Genomic DNA, 245 nt, shown 5'->3' with positions numbered 1-245 from the left:
GGACATGCGTTGTGCCGACCGCGCGATGTCCCAATCGTCGCCCGCCTCCTTCGAAGCGCGCTTCCAGTTGCGTGCGGTCTGGTACGACACCTTGCACACGTCTGCGGCCGTCGTCAGCGGCATGCCCTGCAGGTATTTCGCACGCAACTGGTTGCGGACCTTTTGGTCGTGGGCCATGCGTCAACCCTTGGTTGCGAAGTAACGCACGACTTCAACCAGCGCCGTCATCGCGCCACCGGCTACAC

The 245-nt window shown here is 63.3% G+C and carries 1 protein-coding gene; it reads right to left on the bottom strand.

Annotation, left to right across the window (positions count from 1 at the left end):
* Positions 1-177, bottom strand: a 177-nt coding sequence (locus tag AAEY88_RS15065; RefSeq protein WP_350563692.1) for a DUF1804 family protein, incomplete at its 3' end; no start/stop codon positions are given.
* Positions 178-245: the final 68 nt, after the last annotated feature.

It is taken from the genome of Psychrobacter sp. CAL346-MNA-CIBAN-0220 (assembly GCF_040309805.1).
Classification (GTDB): Bacteria; Pseudomonadota; Gammaproteobacteria; order Pseudomonadales; family Moraxellaceae; genus Psychrobacter.
The sequence above is the reverse complement of the archived record's forward strand: the minus strand, read 5'-3'. Positions and strand labels throughout refer to the sequence as shown.